Consider the following 23,214-nt stretch of genomic DNA (forward strand, 5'->3'; position numbering starts at 1 on the left):
AACCAATAGTGCAGGCTGGAATGGACATCCGTAGATATAATTGCTATTGTGAAAGTATAAACATGGCAACCCCGTGCTTTCCCCTCATTCATTGACTGGACGCTACATGGGCAGATTGCAAGGACACTTATCATTATTGCTGGCGAGCGCGCTGGGCGCGGCCATGCCCGCCCAGGCGGAACCGCTGACATTTAACGAAGCGCTGCAGCAAGCGGCCAAGGCTTCGGGCGCCGTGCAGGGCGCCGCGCTCGACGTGCGGGCAAAAACATTGAAGGCGGAAGCCTTGTCGAATATCGACGGCCCTTCCGTGGACTTGACGGCGTTTCGCGGCCGCCTGTCGACGGATTTGAATATCGATACGAGCGGCCTGGCCGGCGTAGTAGGCGGCATCGAATCCGTGCTGCCGCCGATTCCCGGCTTGCCCACGCCGCACATTCCCAATTCCCTGAACCGCGAAGTGGTAACGGACCTGACGTCGTTCGGCTTGCTGGGCATGTGGCCCATCTACACGGGCGGGCGCCTGGACGCCGTCAAGGGCCTCGCATCGAGCCTGACCCTGGCCGCGCAGGCCGAGCGCACGGAAGCGGAAGAGCAGCTGGCCACCCTGGTGGCGCAGCGCTATTTCCAGTTGCTGCTGGCAAAAAGAGTGGTGGCCGTGCGGGCCGAAGTGACGGCCGGCGTGACGCAGCACCAGCGCGACGCGGCCAGGCTGGAAAAGGGCGGCCTGATTTCGCGCGCGGAACGCCTGCGCGCCGATGTGGCCCTGGACAGCGCCCGCAGCGACGAGGCGCAGGCCCGCAGCGACGAAGAAATCGCCCAGGTGGCGCTCGACCGTTTGCTTGCCGTCAACACGCAAGTGCTGCCCAGCACGCCGCTGTTCGTCAACAGCTTGCCCGTCGGCACCTTGCAATCGTTTATCAGCACGGGCATGCGCGAAAATACGAACTGGAAAAAGATCGACAGCAAGCGCGTGCAGGCCGAGCAAGCCTTGAAGCTGCATGGCAAGGAATACGCACCCACCGTGTTTGCCATCGGTAACTACAATTTAAATCGCGGCAACGAAAAGCTCGTGCGCTCGAACTGGGCCATCGGCCTGGTCGTGTCCGTGCCGCTCGTACACCGCATCAATACGGGCAAGATGATCGCCGCCGCCAAGCTGGACCAGGAGCGGGTGGAAGTGGTGGCGCGCCAGGCCGAGCGCGACATTCCCACCCTGATCGAGAAGAACTGGCGCGCGCTGGAAAACGCCCGCATCCAGTACCTGTCCACGGCGTCATCGGTGGAGCTGGCGCGCGAAAATATCCGCTTGCAAACGGTGGCTTTCCAGCAAGGGCAAGTGACGTCGCTGGAAGTGGTCGACGCGCGCCTGAACCTGGCCAAGGTCGAAACCCAGCGTGCGCAGACTGCCTATAACTATGTGATGGGCCTGGCGCAATTGCTGGAAGCGACGGGCGAAACGCAACGCCTGGGCAGCCTGGCCGCCGCGGCCGATATCCAATTACCTGTGGACAAATAATAATGAGTACCTCCAAAAAACCATTGGCCATCGGCGCCGCCGTCATCGTTCTGGCCTTCGTCGGCTGGGGTTTGTACCAGGCCTTCCAGCCGCAGCGCCTGCCTTTGCAGGGACAGATGGATGCGCAGGAAGTCAATGTCTCGTCGAAAGTGCCGGGCCGGGTGGGCGAGCTGTACGTCAAGCTGGGTCAGACGGTGCCGAAAGGTGAGCTGCTGTTCCAGCTGACGAGTCCGGAAGTGGATGCGAAGATCGCGCAGGCCACTGCCGCCACACAGGCGGCCGAGGCCGTGGCGCAAAAGGCGCAAGCCGGTGCGCGTCCGGAAGAAGTCGCGGCGGCGAAAGCCAACTGGGAGCGGGCCCGGACGGGGGCCACCATCGCCAAGACCACGTATACCCGCGTCAACAATATGTTCGAGCAAGGCGTGATCGCCCAGCAGAAACGCGACGAGGCGCAAGCGCAATGGCGCGCCGCCGACCAGCTGGCGCAGGCTGCCCGCGCGCAATATGACATGGCGCAAAAGGGCGCCCGTCCCGAAGACAAGACGGCCGCCGCCGCCCAGGCGCGCCAGGTGGGCGCCGTGCTGACGGAAGCGCAGATCGCCCTGGCCGAAACGAAGATCGCCGCGCCCGTGGCCGGGCAGGTCAGCAAGATCCAGATACAGCCGGGCGAACTGGCGCCGCAAGGTTTCCCCGTGATCACGCTCGTGAACCTCGACGACGCCTGGGCCGTGCTGCAAGTGCGTGAAGATGAAATGGCCGCGTTTGCCATGGGAAGCACGCATACGGCGAATGTGCCGGCCTTGAAACAGCAGGTTAGCTTCAAGGTCAGCTCCGTGGCCGTGCTGCCGGACTTCGCCACGTGGCGCGCGGCCCGTCCGGGCGGCACGGATTTGCGCACGTTTGAAATCCACTTGCGTCCCGCCATCAAGGTCGAGGGCTTGCGTCCGGGCATGTCGGTCGTGTTTCCACCGCTCTGATACTAGATGAACGAAGCGGATAAAGAGCCGGTTTCGGCGCTGGCACGCGAGTGGCGGCGCTTGCGCGGCGACTTCTGGGACTTTGGCATGCTCAGCTGGATTCCGGTCGTGCTGTGCGGCATGCTGTGGCTGGTGTTTTCCGCCGGCATCGCGCGCGACTTGCCCATCGTCGTCATCGACAACGATAACTCCACCTTGTCGCGCCAGCTCACGCGCTGGCTCGACGCCTCGCCCGGTGTCCAGGTGGCGGCGAAAGTGGTGTCCAGCGACGAAGCGCTGCACCGGCTGCGCGAACGCACGGCGTTCGGCTATCTGCTGATTCCCGACGATTTCGAGCAAAAACTGCTGGGTGGCCGCCAAGCCACCGTGCAATGGCTGTACAACGCGCAGTTTTCCTCGCACGCGGGTGCCTTGCTGCGCGACGTGCGCACGGTCAGCACGACCTTGTCGGCCGGCATCGAGATGACGGCGCGCGCGAAAAAAGGCATGTCGGGCGTGCAGGCTGCCGCCCAGTTCGAACCGATCCGCACGACCTTGAACAGTTTATACAACGAGAACATCAGCTATGAAGCTTTCCTGACCCTGGCCCTGATGCCGGCCATGCTGCAGATTTTCATCGTCGTCGCCATCGTCACGAGCATCGGACGCGAGTTGCGCGACGGCACGGTGCCGCAATGGCTGGCTTCAGCCCATGGCAGCTGGCTGCGCGCCATCGGCGCCAAGCTGCTGTTTCCCCTCATCGCCTACTGCGCGCTGGCGCTGCTGTACTTGCTGTTCTTCAGCCTGGCGCGGGGCTGGGCCGTGGCGGGCAGCTTGCCGGCGTTACTACTGAGCATGCTGCTGCTGGTGCTGGCCTATTGCGGCCTGGCCACCTTGCTGATCGCCGCCACCTTGTCCCTGCGTCTGGCGCTGTCGGGCGCGGCCTTCATCACGGCGCCGGCCTTCGCGTTTGCGGGCCAGGCCTTTCCCTTGATGGCCATGCCGGCGCCAGCCCGCGCCTGGGCGGAAGCCTTGCCGCTCACGCATTATCTGCAGCTGCAAACGAAGTACTGGCTGGCTGGCGCACCATGGCGTTATGGCGTACAGGAAATGCTGATATTGGCCGGTATCGCCATCGGCTGCGGCGCCGTGGGCGTGTTCCTGCTGGCGCGCCGCGCGAATGCGCCTGCCGCCTGGGGGCGCACATGATGTGGTCTGCGTTTATCGCCACCTGGCGCGCCATGCTGACGGACAAGGGCGCGCTGACCTTGCTGTTCATCGGCGGCATCATCTATTCCTTCTTCTATCCTTTGCCGTACTCGACGGAAATCGTCCAGCGCGTGCCCGTGGCTGTCGTCGACCAGGACCGCAGCGCCATGTCGCGCCAGCTGACGCGCTTCGCCATGGCCCATCCCTCGCTGCAGGTGATCGCCGTCACGCCGGACTTGCCTGTCGCGCAAGATTTATTGTGGCGTGATGAGGTCATGGGCGTGCTGATCATTCCCGACGGCTTGCAGGCGGACGTGCTGGCCGGCCGCGCCGCCCACGCGCAGGTGGCGGGCAACGGCTTGTATCTGATGCTCAACAAGGTGGCCTTGAACGGCTTGGCCGAAGTGGTGGGGACCGTGTCGGCCGGTATCGAATTGAAACGTCTGGGGGCGGGTACGCCATCGGGCATCCAGGCCAATGCGCAGCGCTCGCCCATCGCCTTTGACGCCGTGCCCCTGTTTAACGTCAAGGAAGGCTATGGCGCCTATGTCGTGCCGGGCGTGGCGACCTTGATCGTGCAGCAGACCTTGCTGATCGGCATGACCATGCTGTTCGGCACCTGGTACCAGCGCAAGAGTTTCCCCGTGGCCGGCAAGCGCACGGTGGGCGGTTATGCGGGCATGCTGCTGGCGTTTTCCTGCGTGGCCTTTTTGAACTGCTGCTATTTCTTCGGCTTCGTCTTCTGGTTCCAGGATTACCCCCGTGGCGGCAACTTCGGCGGCATGCTCTTGCTGCTGGTGCTGTTCTCGCTGGCGGAAGCGGCCTTCGGCATGCTGCTGGGCATGCTGTTCCGCACGCGCGAACGGGGCACGCAGCTGATGATCGCCACGTCGATGCCCGTGCTGTTCCTCGCGGGGCTGACCTGGCCCGTGTCGTCCATGCCCGTCGTGCTGCAATGGCTGCGCTGGCTGCTGCCATCGACGGCCGGCATCCAGGGCTTTGTCGCGCTCAATCAGATGAGCGCCTCGCTGTATGAAATCCGCCATGAAGTGGCGGGCTTGCTGGCCTTGCTGGTAGCGTGCGTGGCGCTGGGCTGGTGGCGCTGGCGCGCCGAGGCGCCAGTGTCTGTCATCCAGCAAGGATGAGCATGAAACCAGGGAAAGAGCTGGAACCCCAACTGCCGCATCGTTAGCGACGGGATCCATCATGCTTTCTGCAATGCCGCCAGCAGCAGCTGGCAAAAACCGTCACGCACCGGGTCGGGCAGGTTGTCATTGGCCCGCAGCAGGCTGGCGACGCGGGGCAGCGGTGCCAGCCGTTCCAGTACCGCGTGCCGGTGCACGCCCTGGCCCAGGTTGCGTTCATTGACCACCGCCATGCCCAGGCCGGCGGCAACGGCGGTCAGCATGCCCGCCACCGATGGGCATTCCAGGCCCACGCTCCAGGCCATGCCGGCCTGACCCAGCTTTTCCTCGGCCAGACGGCGGTAAAAGCAGTGCGGCCCGTAGGTGATCAGTTTGACGGTTTCTCCCGGCAAGGTCTGCTCTGCCGAGGCAGCGCACCAATGCAGCGTTTCTGTCCATAACAGCGTGTCGCCCGGCGCCGCCTTGCCGGCAAAATCCTGGTGCAAAATCACCTCGAGCACGCCGTCGGCAAAGCGTTCGCGCAATACCTGGCTTTGCTCCACCACCAGCTGCACATCGACCTTGGGGTGATGATGCGAGAACTGCGACAGCACCGCGCACACGTCCGCCAATGAAATCTGCTCCGTCACGCCGATGCGCAGCCGGCCTTGTATCGCCGATGGCGAAAAATGGGCGACGGCGTCATCGTGAGCGTCGAGTATGTTGAACGCATGCCGCAGCAGCACGGCTCCCTGGTCGGTCGTGCCAAACAGCCCGCCGCTGCGCGCCAGCAGCTGGCAATCGAGCTGCTGCTCCAGCCGTTTGATTTTCCAGCTCACGGCCGACTGGCTCAGATGAAGCAGGCTGGCGGCCTGGCTCATGCTGCCGGTTTGTACCACTGCCCTGAACACACGCAGGGCGTCGACGGATAGACGCAAATTCATGGGTTATGACAAAAGTTGGATTGAAGGTTAAAAGAATGTCACTGGTGTCATGTTCAGTCTAGCCTTAGCCTGTAGATTCTGCAAACAAAAGGACATCTGATGACGAGTCAAGAACCGCTGTTGAATGGCCACGCCCTGATCCACGGCCAGCGTATCGCCACCGGCATCCATGGCGCAGGCACGCCGCTGGTGCTGGTGCATGGCACGCCGGCGCACAGCATTATCTGGCGCGAACTGGTGCCGCTGTTCGTCGATGCCGGTTTCCAGGTACACCTGTATGACTTGCTGGGCTTCGGACGATCCGAGCGGCCCGTCGAGGCCGATACCTCGGTAGCGTCGCAGGTGACCTTGCTGGTGGCCTTGCTCGATCACTGGCAACTGCCGACCACCCATTTGTTTGGCCACGATATCGGCGGAGCCATTGCGCTGCGCCTGGCGTTCGACCACGCGGCGCGCCTGCGCAGCTTGAGCGTCGCCGACGCGCCCAGCTACGATTCCTGGCCATCGCCCACCTGGAAGCATCTGCGAGACGACTTCGCCCGATGTGCTTTGATGCCGGCCAGCGAGCATCGCGCCACGATGGCGCGCCAGCTGGGCATGGCCGTTTTTCACAAGGACAGGATGCAGGGCGAGCTTCTGCGGTGTTACCTGGAGCCGCTGTGCGGCGTGGTGGGCCAGCCCTCGTTTTACCAGCATCAGGTGGCGCACTATAACGCCTGCCATACGATGGACTTTACCGAAAAACTGCCGCAGTTGACCTTGCCGGTACAGATATTATGGGGCCGGCAGGACGAGTGGCAGCCGGTCGCTTATGGCCATCGCCTGCAGCGCGATATTCCCGGCGCCACCTTGCATCTGTTTGACGAGGCGGGGCACTTCCTGATGGAAGATGCGCCAGCGGCCGTCGCGGCACAAGTGATCGCGTTTATTCATCGGATGGAGAGGAGGGGACCATGATATTGATCGGAATGCTCGATTCGCCTTACGTCAGGCGCGTTGCCATTGGCATGAAAGTGCTGGGCCTGGAACATGAACACCGGCCCTTGTCGGTGTTTTCCGATTTCGACCGGGTACAAGCGATCAATCCTGCCGTCAAAGTGCCGACCCTGGTCACTGGCGACGGCCAGGTGCTGATGGACTCGACCCTGATCCTCGCATATCTGGAAGAACTGGCCGCGCATGCTCCCCGCATCAGGCCGGAGCCGGAGCCTGCACGCCTGCGCGCGCTGTGCCAGACCAGCTATGCTTTGGCGGCCTGCGACAAAGCCGTGCAGATCGTCTATGAGCGGCGCTTGCGCCCGCAGGAAAAGCAGCACCAGCCCTGGCTGGACCGCGTCCAGCTGCAGTTGCATGGGGCCTGGCGGCAGCTGGAAGCGTCGCTGCGCGAAGAGGCGCCAGACTGCCTGAGTATGGCCGGCATCACCATTGCGGTGGCCTGGAGTTTTGCTCAGCAGATGGTGCCCGACGTGATGGCGGCCGGCGACTATCCGGCCGTGGCCGCGCTGACGGCGCTGGCCGAGCGGCAGCCGGTGTTTCTGGCTACGCCGATGGCGGGATAATCTGCTTTCATCCGAACCGGTGCTTGCAGGCGGCTTGTGCAATAATTTCATTTCCTTAACGGAAGAGTATTGCCATGCCGTCTTTTAATCTGTTCCAGCGCCTGTCCCAGGCCCCCACCAAACCCAAGTCCGCGCCCGTTGCGCGGCAGTTCGACGTGGCCGACCTGTACCAGGGGCCCATCGCGCTGGGAGCGGAAGGCGAGGCGCAGGCGCGGCCTTTCGATGAAAAGCTGCGTCAGGCCTACTTCTGGATCGTCAACCACGCCATCATCAGTCCCCATTACGATATCGAGTACAACGACGGCCCGTCGCAGACGTATTCCGTGGGCGACAGCCGCCGTACACTGAATCTGCCGTCGGCGCAAAGCTATTCGAGTTTTATCCTGCTGCCGCTGCTGACGTTCGCCACGCGCCGCAAATGCCTGTTCGTCGGCGGGCCTGGACGGGGCAAGACGGCCAGCGCCCTGCTGATGGGCGTGCTGGCCGGCTCCACCGTCAAGGAAGTCAAACGCGCCATGCAGCATGGCCACCCGCAGATGACGGTGGCCGACTTGCTCGGCAATCCGCTGCCGGCCGATCTGGTCAACGCGCAAAGCATGGACGATATCCGCATCGCCTGGCGCGCCTGGCTGGGCATGCGCGTGAAAATCGTCGATGAATACAACCGCATCCCCACGCGCACGCAAAGCGCGCTGCTCACCGTCATGGGCGACAATTATGCGGAAGTGCTGAACCATATTTACGAATGTCCGGAGGCTGCCTGGTATCTGACGGCCAACGACGACCAGGGCGGCGGCACCTACCAGGTGATCGAGGCGCTGCGCGACCGGGTCGACGTGACGGTGCAGGCGCTGGCCTTCAATCCGCGCTTTTTAAATGAACTTCTGCTGCGCGTGGAAGAAAACGTGCGCCCCGAAGAGCTGGTGCCGCCCGATATCATCTTCACGGAAGGCGAAGTGGACCAGATCGGGGAAGCGATTCGCCAGGTGGGCATACCCGACGCCGTGCGCCGGCGCCTGGAATTCTTCGCCAGTCAGTTCGAGCTGTTCGAGACGGCCGGCGGCCAGTTCGAATACATGACCAAGGACACGGCCCGCCTGGCCGGCGCTGACCGGGGGCAGGCGCAGGCGGCCGACAATGGGCGCGACCGCCTGAAGGACCTCGGTTGCCAGACCCTGAACGGCATCTCCGTGCGCACCCTGATGGCGCTCATGATCTACGCCAAGGCCATGGCTTACTTCCGCGGCAATGGCGAGGTGGAGCTGGAAGACTTGCGCCAGGTGCTGCCATTCGTCCTGCATAACAAGCTGCAGCCGGACCCGGACGCGCCATTTTTCGCGCTGCCGGAAAACGCCGCCTACCGCAGCGACAGGCTGGGCTGGCTGCGCCGCCTGTTCGATCTGTCCAACGATGAATTCAACCGCCTGGACCTGGACCGCGACGATCCTGTCGGCGTGCTGTCGGCCGAATTCGATCTGGGCCTCGACGGCGTCAGCGAACGCGAAACCCTGGCGCGTTTGAACCGCATCGAAAAGCTGATCGCCGAACGCACGAAAGGGAGAAAACTATACGGTCCCCTGTACGACGACTTGTTGAAACTCAAGTACCTGCACCAGCGCTATACCAACTACCGCAGCTGGCTGCGTTCGCAATGAGCGTCCTGCGTTGTCAAGGCTTCCTGGAAGCGCTGGCCCTGCTCAATGGCGAAGCCAGTGACCTGTGCGCGAGCTACGAGTTGCAGCGCCTGCCCGATGCGCCCGATCTCTCCACGGCGCTGGGCTTGCGCGTGGAAGATTACGCCTTGCACGTCATCGCCCCCGCGCGCGATTTGCCGGCCGCCCTGTGGCACATCAAGGTCGCGCCGTGCGGGCGCGCGGAATTGGAACAAGTGTGCCAGCGCTGGTTTTTCTCGTCGCGGCACATGCAGGCGGCGCCACCTGGGCGCTTCCGCGCGTTGCTGGCGGCCGCCTTCCTCGAGTCGCTCGACGACGCGCTCGGTGGATTTTCCCGGCACGCCGTGACGATGACGCCACCAATGTGGTACGCAATCCACTGGGACGAGATCGCGTTCGAGCGCGATGGCGAACGCTATCTGCTGCACTTTTCGCATAGCGACTGACGGGCCGCGATGATTTCTCCTGCTTTTGCCTCGATACTTGCCAGCGGCCGCGCCCAGTTCAATGCGCGCGTGGCGGAAGCGCGCCGGCGTTTCCCCTCGCTCGACATGGCCGCCTTCGGCGCCTTCTTGCACGACGGCGTCGATCCGCTGGTGCTGGCCGTGGCCGCTACCGCACCCGAGCGCGTGGGCGGCGTCACCCTGGCCGCCTACGACATGGCCCTGGAACTGGTGGGCCATGGCCTGGCCGGCCCGGCCGCGAAAAATACCTTCTTGAATACCGTGTGGCGCGAACTGGCGCCGCTGCTTGCTCCGCTGCTGGTCACCGCGCCCGTGGATGTATTGGGCATGCTCAGTAACGCCGCCATCCACATCGCCTCTGTGGCGGGCGCGCGGCCCGCGCAGTGGCAGGCCGGGATGGCTGCCGTGGCGCCGCAAGTGGGCAGCGTCGCGCAGCTGCGCGCCGTGGGCCAGGTGCTGGCCTGGCGCGCTGGCGTTGCGCATTTCCGCCAGGGCGCGCTGGCCGCCGCCGACACCTTGCCACCGGCGCTGGCGCTGGCCGCGTTTGACGAGCCGGGTGCGCAATGGCCGCAGGTGCGGGCGCAGTTGCTGGACTATCCCTGGCGCGGCAATGCCGAGGGCAGGGAGTTCGGCAGCTTCAGCGGCCTCGGTGGCGACTTCGGCACGCCGCCGCAAGTGCGCGCGACGGCGGACGGCTTTGTCGTGCGCAGCGCCGGGCGCCACTACCTGCTGGTGGCCGACGCCCATGGCGCCGTGCTGCACAGCGCCACGGCGCAGGAGTTTGAGCAGGCCACTACCGGCATGCCATCGTCCGTGCGCCTCGATGGGGCGACCGTGCACGTCGGCGCGCGCAGTATCGCGCTCGACCTGCCGGCCGGTGACATCGCGCTTGCCGCGAATGCGCACACGCTGGCCATTACTTCACCTTGGACGCATGCGATCCGCCTGCTGCCGCTCGCATGAAGACGGCCGCCGATACCGCGCTGATCGACATGTGGCGCGCCGCCTGGCCCGAGGCCCTGGCCGTGTGGAGCAAATTCACCCGCTTGCGCGACCCCAGCCTGTGCGCCAGCCGCGTCGAGGCCAGCAAGCAGGGCTTGTCCGGCAGTTTCGCCATGATCCGGCTGCTGGACCAGAGCGTCGTGGTGGACTTGCCGCTGGTGACGGAGCTGGGCCTGGACGGCTATGCGCTGGAAGTGCTCGCCCATGAAATCGGCCACCACATCCTCGCGCCGGGCAGCGCCAGTGACCAGTTCCGCCTGCTGGCGCGCATGCGCCGCGCCTTGCCGACCCTGGAGCAGCACGCGCCCATGGTGGCCAATCTGTACACGGACCTGTTCATCAACGACCGTTTGCAACGCCAGGCGAATCTGCGCATGGCCGATATCTACCGCAAGCTGGAGCAGGGACGCTCTGTGGACGCCAAGGCCAGCGGCGGCGTATGGACCCTGTACATGCGCATCTATGAAAATCTGTGGCAGCTGGAAAAGGGAGAGCTGGGCGGCGGCCATGCTGACGAACGGCTGGACACGGATGCCTGGCTCGGCGCGCGCCTGATCCGCGTCTACGCGAACGACTGGATGCTGGCGGCGGGCCGCTTCGCCACCTTGCTGCTGCCTTACTTGGTCGAGGATACGGATGCATTGAGCCCGAGCCGCTATCTGCTCGACACGCGCGATGCGGCCCGTGGCTGCCAGACCTATGGCGCGCAGCAGATCGAGGATGACGAGGCGGACGGCGCCATCCATCCCGTGCACGACAAGCGCATCTCGGGCCTCGACGGGGACGAAGCACCTGCCGAGGCGAAGGTCAGGCAGGGTGGCGGCCAGCTGCGCGAACCGTTCGAGCTGGGTGATATTCTAAAGGCGTCGGGCGTGAACCTGAGCGACCATGAAATCGCCATCCGCTACTACCGCGAGAGGGCCTTGCCGCACCTGGTGGCGTTCCCCAGCCGCCCCGCGCCCGAATCGCAGGAGCCGCAGATGGAAGGGCTGGAACCATGGGAAATCGGCGACCCGCTCGAAGACATCGACTGGCTGCAATCCGTGATGCAATCGCCGCGCCCCGTGCCGGGCGTGACCACCGTGCGCCGCGTGTATGGCCGCGAACCGGCGCGCGCCATCGACGCCGTGCCCGTCGACCTCGATATGTACGTGGACAGTTCCGGTTCCATGCCGAACCCGCAGGCGCACACTTCGTTCCTGACGCTGGCAGGCGCAGTCATCGCGCTATCGGCCTTGCGCGCCGGCGCGAAGGTACAGGTGACCCTGTGGAGCGGCAAGAACGAAGTGATGCAAACGCCCGGTTTCGTGCGCGATGAAGACTTGATCCTCGGCGTGCTGACGGAATTTTTCGGCGGCGGCACCTGTTTCCCCATCCACCGCCTGCGCCAGACCTATGCGGCCAAGCGTGAACGCCCCGCGCACATTCTGATGATTTCCGACGACGGCATCACCACCATGTTCGACAACGATGAACTGGGTAACAGCGGCTGGGATATCTCGGCGAAAGCGCTGGCCCAGGGCGGCGCGGGCGGCACCATGGCCCTGAACCTGGAGCGCGACTGGGAGGGCGCGGCGGCCAACAAGTGGCTGCAGAAAACCTATGACGATTTAAAGCGCGCGCGCCGCGAGCAGGGCTGGGACATCCACGCCGTCGAGCGCTACGAGGACTTGCTGGACTTTGCGCGGGCGTTCAGCCGCAGGCATTATGTGAAGAGCTAATAAGATGAATATGCGCAGCAAAATGCCGGGGTCAGACCCGGCGGGTCTGACCCCGGCATTTGCCGTTGGGTTGAGGTAACGACATCATGATGCAAATCGGTCCCCACCTCGAAACCCTGACCCACCGCCTGGCCGACACGCCCGTCGAATTCCTTGCCGAGCCCCGCATTACCGGCGTCGCCAATGCGCAGGCCGTGGCCGTTGCCGCGCTGGTCAACGACATTTTGCTGCTGCATGGCGCGCGTGCGCCGGCCGCGTCCCTGCAGGGATTTATCGGCGCGCAAGTGAAGGCGGACCGCAACCGGCTGGCGCTGGCCATGATCGTGTGCTGGCTGCTGGCCGACGACTGGTTCACCGGGCAGCAGTTGCCGCAGCCGGCCTTGCTGCAGGTGCTGGGCGAGGCGGCGCGCGAACTGGCCGCCGCCACGCCGGCCCACCAGTTCACGCAAGACCCCGAGCGGCGCGAGGAACTGGCGCGCATCGTGCTGGCGCGCCTGGGCTTTCGACCGCGCGACGAAAGCGTGGCGCAGGCGACGGACAGATTGTCCGCCATCAGCGGCACGGAGCGCCGCCGCCTGCTCGAAGCGAGCCGGCTGGCCGAGCAGCGCGCGCGGGAAATCCGCGAAGCGCTGGCGAAGAAGGCGGCCGAGGAATCGGCCGACAAGTGGTCGCGCGAATGACGCTCGCTGGCAAACCTGACGTCAATCTGCCTGGCGGTGCCTGGAAATCGGACCGCGACTACTGTCCCACCCTGACGCCAGCGGGCGCGCGCATGCTCGCGCATATGCGCAGCCATCCTAGCGCGCCCCAGTACCGCAACCGCAGCGGCAACAAGCTGCTGGCAGCGGAGGTCGAATCACTGCGCGCCTATGAGCAGGAAGTCATGGACGCGGTAGTCGCTTGGAGCGCCGATGCGCCGCCACCCTGGCTGGCCGGTTTTCTCAGGACGGTCTACGCCACGGTGCCGCATTACCGCGCCTGCGGCTCGCCGCCCGCGCGCCTTGCGGACGTGGCGCCCATCAGCCGCGCCGAGCTGGCGCACGACATCGCCGCCTTCGTGCCCGACGATGCGGACCTGGCGCGGATGATCAACTTCCAGACGACGGGCACCACGGGCCACCCGCTGCTGATCGCCTCGCACCCGCTGGTGGCGGGGCGCTATCTGGCCTTCCACAAGCGCGCGCTGCGCCGTTTCGGCGTGACCCTGCGCCATGGCGCGGGGCAGGTGGGCGTGATGCTGCTGGGGCACCAGCGCCGCTGCTTCACTTATGTTTCCGTCACGCCCACCATGAACGAATCGGGCCTGGCGAAGATCAACCTGCACGTGGACGACTGGCGCGACCCGGACGACCGCGCGCGCTACCTCGATGCCATGGCGCCGGAGCTGATCGCGGGCGACCCCATCTCGTTTGCCGAACTGCTGACCCTGCCCATGACGCACAAGCCGGCCGCGCTGATGTCCGTGTCGATGATGCTGTTGCCCGGCATGCGCGCGCGCCTGGAGGCGCGTTTCGGCTGCCCCGTGCTCGACATCTATTCGCTCAATGAAGTGGGGCCCGTCGCCGTCTACGATGAACAGGCGGGCGGCCACGTACTGCTGCAGCACCGGCTGTACGTGGAAATCCTCGATGGCGCGGGCCAGCCCGTGCCCGAGGGCGCGCGCGGTGAAATCACGGTGACGGGCGGCTTCAATTTCTGCCTGCCCCTCGTGCGCTACCGCACGGGCGACTACGCTTCGCTGGCGCACGGCCCGCACGGTCCCGTGCTGGTGGGGCTGGCGGGACGCAGCCCTTTGCGCTATCGCACGCTCAACGGCGAGTGGATCAATAATATCGACATCACGCACGCCCTGAAACCGCTGGCCATCGCCCTGTTCGGCGTGCACCAGCATGGCGACGGCGCCATCGCGCTGCGCCTGGCGCCGGGCGCCATGCCGCAGGCTGACCGGGCGCGCGCCTTGCTCGCGCCTTTTTTCGGCGCCATCACGGTCGAGACTTTGCTGGCGGAAGACAAGATCATTCAATACACCTCGGATTTGCAGGAAGCGGCAGCATGAACTTTTACAAGCGCGGCCTCGTGGTCGGCAAATTTTGCCCGCTGCACCAGGGCCATGAACTATTGATCCATCGTGCGCAAGACGCCAGCGAAGAACTGCTGGTGGTCAGCTACACCAAGCCCGAATTTCCCGGCTGCGAGCCGGCGCGCCGGGAAGGCTGGCTGCGGGCGCAGTTCCCGCAGGCGCACATCGTCGTGCTGGACGATGCGCGCCTGGCCGTCCTGTGCGCCGCGCGCGGCGTGCCGGCGCGGACCTTGCCGCACAACGACGACGATGGCGAGCTGCATCGCCACTTCATGGGCTGGCTGTGCTGGACGGTGCTGGAGCGGCCCGTCGATGCCGTCTTTACCAGCGAAGGCTATGGCCCCGGCTTTGCGCAGGTACTGGAACGGCACTATGCGAGCGGGCCTGTGGCGCACGTGAGCGTGGACCAGGCGAGAAAGTTGGTGCCCGTGTCCGGCACCGTGGCGCGGCAAGATCCACATGCGCACAGCGTCTTCCTGTCGCCCATCGTGCGCGCCGATTTTGTCATGCGCGTGTGCGTGCTCGGTGGCGAATCGAGCGGCAAGACCACCTTGGCGCAAGCGCTGGCGGCGCATTTCGAGACGGCCTGGGTGGCCGAGTATGGCCGCGAATTGTGGGAAAGCCAGGGTGGCGTGTTGGCCTATGATGATTTGCTCAAGATCGGCCGCGAGCAGCTGCGCCGCGAAGCGCAGGCGCTATTGGCCGCGCGGCGCTGGCTGTTTTGCGATACCTCGCCCATGACCACGTATTTCTACTGCGTCGAGATGTTCGGCAAGGCCGAGCAGGAACTGGCGCAGCTGGCCGAACATGGCTACGACGTGGTGCTGCTGTGCGCGCCCGACTTCCCGTTCATCCAGGACGGCACGCGCCGCGACGAGGATTTCCGTGCGCGCCAGCACGCGTGGTATCAGGCCGAACTGGCGCGCCGGGGGATCGCCTATGTCAATGTGTCAGGCACGGTCGCAGACAGGGTCGGACAAGTCGCCCAGTTGCTCGCACGTAGATCGGATTAGCGGAGCGTAATCCGACATCACCACATACGTCAACAATGTTGTCGGATTACGCGGCTGCGCCGCTAATCCGACCTACGCGGTAAAAGCCGTGTTCACCGCTTTCAGAATCTCATCGGAAAACGCGTCATCGTCGACGGCGCGCGCCAGCGCCACGGCGCCCACCATGGCCGACAGCATGACGATGGCGTCCTGCCGTGCATGGTTTTTCTTTTTCCACGGGAAATGCGCCGCCAGCTTGCCGATGATGGCTTTCAGGTGGAAGGTGAAGGCAGGACGCACGGCCGGCTGCTTGCGCGCATCGCCCGCCAGCGCCGCCAGCAGACAGCCATCGCCCGGTGCGTCGCGGTGGGCCGCGCTCACGTAATCGCGCACGTACTGGCGCATGGCTTCCGGGCTGGCCGTTGCCGCATCGAGCGCCACGCGCGAATGTTCCGAGCCGTGCAGGGTGCTTTCCGCCATCAGCGCTTCCTTCGAAGCGAAGTGGTTGTAGAAGGGGCCGTGCGTGAGTCCCGTCGCCTGCATGATCTGCCCCACGCTGACGCCGTCGTAACCTTTTTCACGGAACAGCCGCGCCGCCTGCGTCAGGATGCGCTGGTGCTTTTCAGCGGTTTCTTCGGCGGGATAACGCATGGCAGGCTCCTGATCGCGGTGTGAAAATAATGGTTGACATCATACATGATGTTCGTCATGCTTCAAGACATTAAACATGACGACCGTCATATTTAATGTCTTGAAGCATGATGGCTGTCATGTTTGATGGCCTCAACCTACCCCATACTGAAGAAGGAATGATCATGAATGCAGTTACTACCCAAGGCACGGCTCTCATCACCGGCGCCTCGTCGGGCCTGGGCGCCGTGTATGCGGACCGCCTGGCCGCGCGCGGCTTCGATTTGATCCTCGTGGCGCGCCGGGTCGAGCGCCTGGGCACCCTGGCCGCCTCTCTGGCGGAAAAATATGGCGTGGCCGTGCGCGCCATGGCGGCCGACCTGGCCGCACCGGCCGACCTGCAGCGCGTGGCCGAAGAACTGGCCAGCAACCCTGCCATCACCATGCTGGTCAATAACGCGGGTGTCTCGACCCTGGGCGCCGTGGTGGACTCGCCGCGCGAGGGTATCGCCGCGATGGACCAGGTCAACGTGGCGGCGCTGGCGCAACTGACGTACGCCGTGCTGCCGCAATTCAAGCAGCGCAACAGCGGCACCATCATCAACATCGGCTCCGTGCTGTCGTTCCACATCCTGCCCGTCAGCACGATCTACAGCGCCACCAAGGGCTATGTGATGAATTTCACGCGGGGCTTGCAGCAGGAACTGGCCGGCACGGGCATCACGGTGCAGCTGGTGCTGCCCGCGTCGACGGCGACGGAAATCTGGGAATTGAGCGGCGTGCCGCTGGCGCAGCTGGACCAGGCCACCATCATGCGCGCGGAAGACTGCGTCGATGCGGCGCTGGCGGGGCTGGACCAGGGCGAGCTGGTGACCTTGCCTTCCGTGGAAGACCAGTCCTTGTGGGAGCAGTTCGACGCTGCGCGCCTGGCCCTGTTCGCGGGCGCGATGCGCGGCAAGCCGGCATCGCGCTATGGGGTCAAAGCCAGCGCTTAAGCGGCGTTGAGCGCCTGTTCCAGGTCTTCGCGCAAGTCGTCGATATGCTCGATGCCGACGGACAGGCGCAGCATGTCTTCGGACACGCCCGCCTTGGCCAGTTCCTCGGGATTGAGCTGGCGGTGCGTGGTGGACGCCGGGTGGGTGGCCAGCGACTTGGCGTCGCCGATGTTGACCAGACGCGTAAACAACTGCAGCGCGTCGAGCACGCGGGCGCCGGCCGCGCGCGGATCCTCGCCAGCCGCCAGTTTCAGGCCGAAGGACAAGATGCCCGAGGCGCGGCCGTGCATGTATTTTTTCACCAGCGCGTGGTCCGGGTGGTCTTCCAGGCCCGCGTAATTGACCCACGCGACCTTCGGATGCTGCTTCAGGTGTTTGGCCAGTGCCAAGGTGTTGTCGCAGATGCGGTCCATGCGCAGGGCCAGGGTCTCGATGCCCTGGATCAGCTGGAAGGCGGAGAGCGGCGAAATGGCCGCACCCATGTTGCGCAGCGGGACGACCCTGGCGCGGCCGATGAAGGCGGCGGGGCCGAACGCTTCCGTGTAGACGACGCCGTGATACGACACGTCCGGCTCGTTCAGGCGCCTGAAGCGCTCCTTGTGCTCGGCCCACGGGAACTTGCCGCTGTCGACGATGGCGCCGCCCACGGTGGTGCCGTGGCCACCCAGGTATTTGGTCAGCGAATGGACGACGATGTCGGCGCCATGCTCGATGGGGCGGAACAGATAGGGACTGGGCACCGTGTTATCGACGATCAGCGGGATGCCGTGCGCGTGCGCGATTTCGGCCAGTTTCGCCACATCCGTCACATTGCCCAGCGGGTTGCCGATCGATTCGCAGAAGATGGCCTTGGTGCGCGCATCGATCAGCGCGGCGAATGTCTCGGGCTGGCGCGCGTCGGCGAAGCGCACTTCGATGCCGATCTGCGGCAGGGTGTGGGCAAACAGGTTGTAGGTGCCGCCATACAGCTGGCTGGCGGAGATGAAATTGTCGCCCGCTTCGGCAATCGTCTGGATCGCGTAGGTGATGGCCGCCATGCCCGAGGCCACGGCCAGCGCGGCCACGCCGCCTTCCAGCGCCGCGACCCGCTTTTCCAGCACGTCCTGCGTGGGATTCATGATGCGCGTGTAGATATTGCCTGCCACCTTGAGGTCGAACAGGTCGGCGCCATGCTGGGCATTGTCGAAGGCGTAGGCCACCGTCTGGTAAATGGGGACGGCGGCCGCCTTGGTGGTCGGGTCGGGGGTGTAGCCGGCGTGCACGGCCAGGGTTTCGATTCTCATGTGGTCTCCGGTTCGAATGGTCTGCGATGGTGTAGCGTTTGAAATTCGCAGCCATTGTGCCATGCGCCCCTTGGCGCGTTGCTACGCTTGATAGAATATTAAGTCATAAGCTAGTGCGGACTTGATATAAGTCATCCAGCTCTGCCAGCCCGATGAAACGTTCATGCGTACCGTTCTGTGCGCAGGCAAACGCGCCGCCGATGGCGCCGCGGCGCATGGCGGTGTCGATGCCCGCGTCGCCGAGCCAGGCGTGCAAAAAGGTCGCCACGAACGAGTCGCCCGCGCCATTCGTGTCCACCACGGGCAGCGTCAAGCCTGCCGTCGGATAGTGGCGCACTTCGCCGCTCGTGCGTTCCAGCAGGTGGGCGCCGTCCGCGCCCGCCATCGCGATCACGGCCTGCGCGCGGCCTTCCGAAATAATCGCGTGCATGACGTCGTCCCGGCGCTCGCCCAGTGCCGCCGTGCTGAGGAAGACCACGTCGGCACGCAGCGCAAAGACCTTGTGGTGCGGGTTGACGCCATCCCAGTCGTGCAGGTCGGTCGACACCGTCGTGCCGCATACCTGCGCATCGTCAAACAGCTCGGCCACCCAGCCCATGATGGAAAAGTGCGCGTGGCGTGCCGGTCCCAGGTAGGGCAGATAAAAAGCGGCCGGCATGCGCACGTCTTCCGGATGGCGGCCGTCGTACAGCGACAGCCGGCGGCCCTGCGGGTCGACCAGGTTGACGCTGCGCCGCGTGCCCGAGGGTTCGACGATGTGCGAAAAATCGAGTTTGGCTTCCTTGTAACGCTGCAGGATGGCCGCACCTTGCGCATCGTCGCCGATGAAGTCGATGAACTTGCAGCGCAAGCCCAGCGCATGGCAACCGAGCGCCACGCCATTGCCCGTGTGCGCCACGTAGTCGCGGATGGGGGGCACGTGCAGCGAATCGGCGACGGGCAATTGCAGGTCGGGGACGCGCACGATGGTGTCGATGCCGGCGCCGCCGACCACTAAGATGTCATAGCTGCTCATGGTGCTGCCTTTTCTAACAGGACGGTGCCGGCCGCGTTCACGGCGACGGCACCCTCCTTGACGATATAAGTTTGATGCGTGTAGGCGTCGCGCAGTTGTGTGCCATCGGCGAAGGCGCCGTGTACTTTCAGTTCGAGCGCGCCTTGGGCTTCGGGCACGGCGATGACAGCGTCACCATCCATCACGCGGGCGAACGCATACGGCTTGTCGTTGATGAACCGGTGTTCGCCGCGCGCCAGGACAGGGTGGCGCAGCCGGAACTGGCCCAGCTTGCGCGCATGCGCCAGGGTGGCCGCATCGAGCGACGACCAGTTCATGCTTGACCGCGTCGCCTGCTGTTCGTCGCCGATGGGCGCCGCGCCAGGCTGGCGCGCGCTTTCATCGCCGTAGAACAGCTGCACGCCGCCCGGCGCCAGCAGCAGGGCGGACAAGCCATGTTTCAGCCGGTCGCGCGGGAACAAACTGGTATCGTGCGACGAGATATACGACAGGATGTCGTAACGGGGACCCGAGGCTTTGTTCAGCAAGCCCGCGTACTGGCGGTATACGCCGTCGATGCTTTTCCAGTCGCCGCCTGCGCGATTCTGGAAATCGAAATTGATCATCGAGTCGAATCCCGCGTCATGCCAGCTGCTGCGCTCGGGGCCATGGCCCCACGCTTCGCCCGTCATCCAGAATGGTGCGTCGTCGATTTTCTGCTGCGGGTGGCGCGCCTTCCAATCCTTGAGGGCATCGGTGGCCGCCGCGCGCAGGGCCAGCCAGCTGGCCGGCTCCACGTGCTTGACGGTGTCGGCCCTGAAACCGTCGACGCCGAATTCGCGCACCCAGTCGGCCAGCCAGTGCACCAGGTAGCCGCGCACGGTGGTGTCGGGCAGGGCCACGGCGCGTGTGTCGCTTTTACGTTGCAGGATGGGAGGCAAGCCGACGGCCTTGCCGCTTTCCGTGCGGAAGTCGGGCAGGTAGGCCAGCTGCATCGTGAAATCGTCCTTGCCGCCGTCCGGGTAGCCGGGCAAGCCCGCGCGCACCCAGTCCGGCCCCCACCATTGCTTGAATTCAAAGTTGTTGTAGTCGATGAAGCTGTGGTAGTCGCGCAGCACGGCCTTTTCATGGCCCGGCCACAGCACGGGCACCTTGTACTGCGCCAGGGTGCGCAGATCCGCATAGCCGGGATGGTTCAGCACCACGTCGAACAGCACGCGGATGCCTTGCGCATGGGCCGTATTGATCATCTCGCGCAATTCCTCGCGCGTGCCCATGTTGGCGTCCATCGTCGTGTAGTCGAGCGCCCAGTAGCCGTGGTAGGCGTAATGCTGGAATTGCTGCTTGCCGCCCACCACCCAGCCATGGATCTGTTCGTACGGCGCCGTGATCCACAGGGCGTTGACGCCCAGTTCCTTGAAATAGCCGGCCTTCAGCTGCTGCGTGATGCCGGCGATGTCGCCGCCGTGGAAGCTGCCGACGTCGCCGCCTTGCGGGTCGGCGGTGCGGCCATAACTGTGGTCATTGCCGGGATTGCCGTTGGCGAAGCGGTCCGTCACGGCGAAGTAGACGATGGGATTATCCGCAAAGCTGCCCGCCTGCGCCGGCAGGCTGACGAGCAAAGCGGCGAGGGCGGTCAGCATGGTCTTCATGTCAGCCTTTCACGCCGCCAGCCGTCAGGCCGGAGATCATCCATTTTTGCGCCAGCAGGAACACGGCCGTGATGGGCAGGCCGGACAGAATGGCTGCCGCGGCGAAGTCGCCCCACAGGTATTTTTGCTCGTACAGGAACAGCTTCGAGCCGACGGCCAGGGTCAGGTTGTTCTGCTCATGCAGCAGCACGGACGCGATCGGGTACTCGATGATGGCGCCGATGAACGACAGCAGGAAGACCACCATCAGAATGGGCACCGTCATCGGCAGCAGCACGTAGACGAACGCTTGCCATTGCGTGGCGCCGTCGACCTTGGCCGCTTCCTCGATCTCGACGGGGATGGTTTGATAGTAGCCCTTGATGGTCCAGATATGCAGGGCGATGCCGCCCGTGTAAGCCAGCACCAGACTGCCGTGGTGGTCGATGCCCAGCCATGGCACGTAGCTGCCCAGCACGTCGAAGATGGCGTAGATGGCCACCAGGGCCAGCACGGCGGGGAACATCTGCAGCAGCATCAGCGCGGACAGCGTCTGCGACTTGAAGCGGAACTGCATGCGCGCGAACGCATACGCGCAGGTGGTCGACAGCAGCACGGTGACGGTGGCGCTCATGCTGGCCACCTTGATGGAATTCCACAGCCACAGCAGCACGGGGAAGTCCGGCTCGACGAGGGCGCCGTTGGGCGCCTGGTAGGACATGCCCAGCGCCAAACGCCAGTGCTCGAAGCTGATCTCGGGCGGGATCAGACTGCCCGAGGCGAAATTGCCTGGCCGCAGGGAGATCGACAAGATCATCAGGAAGGGAAACATCACCAGCGCGATCAGCGCGATCACGGCGACGTGGGCCGCCAGGATGCGCCAGCGGTTGGAACGGTCGACAACGATAGCCATGGCTGTCCTTTATGCTTTGTTCATGCGCGTCAGGCGCATGTTGACCAGCGAAATCGCGGCCACGAGGAAGAAGATCAGGGTCGAGATGGCGGCGGCCAGGCCAAAGTTCTGGCCGGAATCCTCGAACGCGATGCGGTAGGTGTAGGACACGAGCAAGTCCGTCGTGCCGGCCGGCAAGGTGGTGTCGAGGAAATCGGGACGCCCGCCCGTCAGCAAGCTGATCAGCACGAAATTATTGAAGTTGAAACCGAGGCTGGCCACCATCAGCGGCGTGAGCGGCTTGATGATCAGGGGCAGGGTGATCTTGAAGAAATTCGTCAGCGGTCCCGCGCCGGCCAGGGCCGACGCTTCGTACAGGTCCGACGGAATCGCCTTGATCAAGCCCATGCACACCACCATCATATAAGGGTAGCCGAGCCAGGTATTGACGATCAAAATCATGGCCTTGGCCAGGGTGGTGTCCGAGAACCAGGCGGGCTTGATGCCGAACAGGGCGTCGAGCACGAGGTTGATCTCGCCAAAGTTGTTGTTAAATAAACCCTTGAAGACGAGGATGGAAATGAAGCCCGGTACGGCGTACGGCAGGAACAGCAGGGTGCGGTACAGGCCGCGGAAGCGCAGCGCATCCCAGTTCAGGAGCACGGCCAGCACCATGCCCAGGCCCGTCGTGGTGGCCACGCTGATCAGGGCGAAAACGATGGTCCAGACGAAAATGCGCAGGAAGGGGCCGCGGAACGCTTCATCGGAGAAAATCTTGACGAAGTTGGCGAAGCCGACGTTGACCTTGAAGCCCGGTTCCAGTTTCGTGCCGTCCGGCATTTCATAAAAGCCCGTCTTGAAGTTCGGCGTCACCAGTTCGCCCGTGGCGATCTTCTTCAGGGTCTTGTCCGACAGTTGCTTGTAGACGTGCGCGACGGGGCCGAATTCGCGCAAGCCCACCATGCGCAGCTCGATCTTGTTCGGCAGCACGAGGGTGAGCAGCTTCAAATCCTTTTGCAGGGCGATGATGTCCTTGATGCCCAGCGGCGCGGCCAGCACGGGCGCCTGCACGGGGTCGACCGGCGCGACCTCCACGTTCAGGGGCACGGAGCGCTTGAGGGCCAGCGGCTGTGTCAAGAGCACTTCGCCCGTGTCCGGGCTTTCCAGGCGCAAGCGGTATTCCTTGTTGTCGGCATGCACGGTCATGGCATAGCCGGCGCTTTCCACCCGCTGCGTTTCGTCGAGCAAATATTGCGTGGCCCGTTCGTAGGTGAGCAGGTTGCGCGAACTGAAATTGGTAAAGCCGATCGACACCGTGTACACCATCGGCAGCAGCACGAAGACGATGACCGCCGTAATGCCGGGAAACAGATAACGGTAGGCATAAGCGCGCGGCGACGTGAAGACGAACGTCGTCAGGGTCAGCAAGCCGAGGAAAACGGCGGCCAGCATGGTCTGGCCGGAAATGTACAACATGAAGAGCAGATACAGACCCAGCGCCATGCTGATGGTCAATACCGTAGGGCCGATAAACTTGCGCACGATGGAT

General features: G+C 64.4%; 21 protein-coding genes. 14 read left to right on the forward strand and 7 right to left on the reverse strand.

The annotated features are described in order from the left end of the window. Positions 1–106 precede the first annotated feature (106 nt). The 4 genes from ACQ4WO_RS13430 to ACQ4WO_RS13445 are packed head-to-tail and all read left to right on the forward strand — an operon-like array spanning position 107 to position 4,826. Positions 107–1,516, forward strand: a complete 1,410-nt coding sequence (locus ACQ4WO_RS13430) for a TolC family protein (RefSeq protein ID WP_436481865.1) — start codon at positions 107–109, stop codon at positions 1,514–1,516. A 2-nt stretch (positions 1,517–1,518) separates the two neighbouring features. Beyond that, positions 1,519–2,493, forward strand: a complete 975-nt coding sequence (locus ACQ4WO_RS13435) for an HlyD family secretion protein (protein WP_436481866.1) — start codon at positions 1,519–1,521, stop codon at positions 2,491–2,493. A gap of 6 nt (positions 2,494–2,499) precedes the next feature. Continuing rightward, on the forward strand, positions 2,500–3,681 hold the full coding sequence (locus ACQ4WO_RS13440; protein ID WP_436481867.1) for an ABC transporter permease: 1,182 nt from the start codon (positions 2,500–2,502) through the stop codon (positions 3,679–3,681). Next, entirely contained in the window at positions 3,678–4,826 is a 1,149-nt protein-coding gene (locus tag ACQ4WO_RS13445) for an ABC transporter permease (protein ID WP_436481868.1), read from the forward strand. Before ACQ4WO_RS13440 ends, ACQ4WO_RS13445 begins: the two co-directional genes overlap by 4 nt. Positions 4,827–4,885: 59 nt before the next feature. On the opposite strand, the gene ACQ4WO_RS13450 is transcribed toward ACQ4WO_RS13445, so the two are convergent. After that, complete coding sequence (locus ACQ4WO_RS13450; RefSeq protein ID WP_436481870.1) at positions 4,886–5,749, reverse strand: LysR family transcriptional regulator; 864 nt, start codon at positions 5,747–5,749, stop codon at positions 4,886–4,888. A 99-nt stretch (positions 5,750–5,848) separates the two neighbouring features. Between ACQ4WO_RS13450 and ACQ4WO_RS13455 the strand changes: the two genes are divergently transcribed. The 9 genes from ACQ4WO_RS13455 to ACQ4WO_RS13495 all read left to right on the forward strand — a co-directional run bounded on the left by ACQ4WO_RS13455 (position 5,849) and on the right by ACQ4WO_RS13495 (position 15,261). Continuing rightward, the gene (locus tag ACQ4WO_RS13455; RefSeq protein ID WP_436481871.1) at positions 5,849–6,706 is read left to right on the forward strand and encodes an alpha/beta fold hydrolase; all 858 of its coding nucleotides are present in this window, start codon (positions 5,849–5,851) and stop codon (positions 6,704–6,706) included. Further along, complete coding sequence (locus tag ACQ4WO_RS13460) at positions 6,703–7,308, forward strand: glutathione S-transferase (protein WP_436481872.1); 606 nt, start codon at positions 6,703–6,705, stop codon at positions 7,306–7,308. The genes ACQ4WO_RS13455 and ACQ4WO_RS13460 overlap by 4 nt, the downstream gene beginning before the upstream one ends. 74 nt (positions 7,309–7,382) lie before the next feature. Beyond that, entirely contained in the window at positions 7,383–8,963 is a 1,581-nt protein-coding gene (locus tag ACQ4WO_RS13465; protein ID WP_046683631.1) for an AAA family ATPase, read from the forward strand. Continuing rightward, positions 8,960–9,427, forward strand: a complete 468-nt coding sequence (locus tag ACQ4WO_RS13470; RefSeq protein WP_436481873.1) for a hypothetical protein — start codon at positions 8,960–8,962, stop codon at positions 9,425–9,427. The genes ACQ4WO_RS13465 and ACQ4WO_RS13470 overlap by 4 nt, the downstream gene beginning before the upstream one ends. Before the next feature lie 9 nt (positions 9,428–9,436). Then, a complete protein-coding gene (locus tag ACQ4WO_RS13475; RefSeq protein ID WP_436481874.1) occupies positions 9,437–10,408 on the forward strand; it encodes a hypothetical protein in 972 nt (323 codons plus the stop codon). Next, the gene (locus ACQ4WO_RS13480) at positions 10,405–12,168 is read left to right on the forward strand and encodes a VWA domain-containing protein (RefSeq protein ID WP_436481875.1); all 1,764 of its coding nucleotides are present in this window, start codon (positions 10,405–10,407) and stop codon (positions 12,166–12,168) included. Before ACQ4WO_RS13475 ends, ACQ4WO_RS13480 begins: the two co-directional genes overlap by 4 nt. A gap of 86 nt (positions 12,169–12,254) precedes the next feature. Continuing rightward, entirely contained in the window at positions 12,255–12,848 is a 594-nt protein-coding gene (locus ACQ4WO_RS13485; protein WP_436481876.1) for a hypothetical protein, read from the forward strand. Next, positions 12,845–14,224, forward strand: coding sequence for a phenylacetate--CoA ligase family protein (locus tag ACQ4WO_RS13490; RefSeq protein WP_436481877.1), 1,380 nt, complete (start codon positions 12,845–12,847; stop codon positions 14,222–14,224). The genes ACQ4WO_RS13485 and ACQ4WO_RS13490 overlap by 4 nt, the downstream gene beginning before the upstream one ends. Next, positions 14,221–15,261: an AAA family ATPase gene (locus tag ACQ4WO_RS13495; RefSeq protein WP_436481878.1), complete on the forward strand. Its 1,041-nt coding sequence runs from the start codon at positions 14,221–14,223 to the stop codon at positions 15,259–15,261. The genes ACQ4WO_RS13490 and ACQ4WO_RS13495 overlap by 4 nt, the downstream gene beginning before the upstream one ends. Positions 15,262–15,333: 72 nt before the next feature. On the opposite strand, the gene ACQ4WO_RS13500 is transcribed toward ACQ4WO_RS13495, so the two are convergent. Continuing rightward, a complete protein-coding gene (locus ACQ4WO_RS13500; protein ID WP_436481879.1) occupies positions 15,334–15,891 on the reverse strand; it encodes a TetR/AcrR family transcriptional regulator in 558 nt (185 codons plus the stop codon). Between the two features lie 164 nt (positions 15,892–16,055). On the opposite strand from ACQ4WO_RS13500, the gene ACQ4WO_RS13505 reads away from it, so the two are divergent. Further along, positions 16,056–16,865, forward strand: coding sequence for an SDR family NAD(P)-dependent oxidoreductase (locus ACQ4WO_RS13505; RefSeq protein ID WP_436481880.1), 810 nt, complete (start codon positions 16,056–16,058; stop codon positions 16,863–16,865). Here the strand turns inward: ACQ4WO_RS13505 and ACQ4WO_RS13510 are convergent. The 5 genes from ACQ4WO_RS13510 to malF all read right to left on the reverse strand — a co-directional run bounded on the left by ACQ4WO_RS13510 (position 16,862) and on the right by malF (position 23,207). Then, positions 16,862–18,148 (reverse strand): O-acetylhomoserine aminocarboxypropyltransferase/cysteine synthase family protein, encoded by a 1,287-nt coding sequence (locus tag ACQ4WO_RS13510; RefSeq protein ID WP_436481881.1) that lies wholly within the window; start codon positions 18,146–18,148, stop codon positions 16,862–16,864. The two genes, ACQ4WO_RS13505 and ACQ4WO_RS13510, sit on opposite strands and share 4 nt — an antisense overlap. A gap of 103 nt (positions 18,149–18,251) precedes the next feature. After that, on the reverse strand, positions 18,252–19,163 hold the full coding sequence (locus ACQ4WO_RS13515) for a carbohydrate kinase family protein (protein WP_436481883.1): 912 nt from the start codon (positions 19,161–19,163) through the stop codon (positions 18,252–18,254). Further along, positions 19,160–20,785 (reverse strand): alpha-amylase family glycosyl hydrolase, encoded by a 1,626-nt coding sequence (locus ACQ4WO_RS13520; RefSeq protein WP_436481884.1) that lies wholly within the window; start codon positions 20,783–20,785, stop codon positions 19,160–19,162. Before ACQ4WO_RS13520 ends, ACQ4WO_RS13515 begins: the two co-directional genes overlap by 4 nt. Before the next feature lie 10 nt (positions 20,786–20,795). Continuing rightward, on the reverse strand, positions 20,796–21,686 hold the full coding sequence (gene malG / locus ACQ4WO_RS13525) for a maltose ABC transporter permease MalG (protein WP_070218276.1): 891 nt from the start codon (positions 21,684–21,686) through the stop codon (positions 20,796–20,798). Between the two features lie 9 nt (positions 21,687–21,695). Continuing rightward, on the reverse strand, positions 21,696–23,207 hold the full coding sequence (gene malF / locus ACQ4WO_RS13530) for a maltose ABC transporter permease MalF (RefSeq protein ID WP_436481885.1): 1,512 nt from the start codon (positions 23,205–23,207) through the stop codon (positions 21,696–21,698). Positions 23,208–23,214: the final 7 nt, after the last annotated feature.

Source organism: Janthinobacterium aestuarii (assembly GCF_051380835.1).
Taxonomy (GTDB): Bacteria; Pseudomonadota; Gammaproteobacteria; order Burkholderiales; family Burkholderiaceae_D; genus Janthinobacterium; species Janthinobacterium aestuarii.